General features: G+C 73.8%; 1 pseudogene. It reads right to left on the reverse strand.

What is annotated here, in order from left to right:
- Positions 1 to 146: 146 nt before the first annotated feature.
- Positions 147 to 443, reverse strand: a pseudogene (locus JMF97_RS30885) (helix-turn-helix transcriptional regulator); the annotation flags it as partial.

Raw genomic sequence — 443 nt, forward strand, 5'->3', positions numbered from 1 at the left:
CCGGTGTCCTCTTGTTCAGGAGGCAGTGGCGTGTCCGCCTTGACGCGGAGCCGGACTGGTGTGTCTTAGAGACGTCTAGAGTGGTATAGGAGACAGATAGTGGACCGGTCGGCGCGGGGCGGCCTGGCGGCGGCGCCCTTCTCCTCCTCGGCGTCCGGCTCGGCCGGATCCTCGCCGCGCTGCACCGGCACCATCGCGGGGCTGCCGGCCGCGTCCGTTGCCGTCCAGGTCGGGGAGCTGTCGCCGGTGGGCCGACCGTTGGGTGCCGGCCGCTGGCCGCCCACCGCCGCGGTGTCCCGCGCCGGGTCGGCGATCCGGTGTCGGTTGGCCCGGTCCGGTGCGGCCAGCAGCAGCAGCGCCTTGGCGACCGCGCTGGTCAGGTCATGGTCGATGCCCTGGATCAGCCCACGCGCCCCGGCATGGATCGTCGCCGCCGCCGCCTC

This window comes from Micromonospora fiedleri (genome assembly GCF_016774385.1).
GTDB lineage: Bacteria > Actinomycetota > Actinomycetes > Mycobacteriales > Micromonosporaceae > Micromonospora > Micromonospora gifhornensis.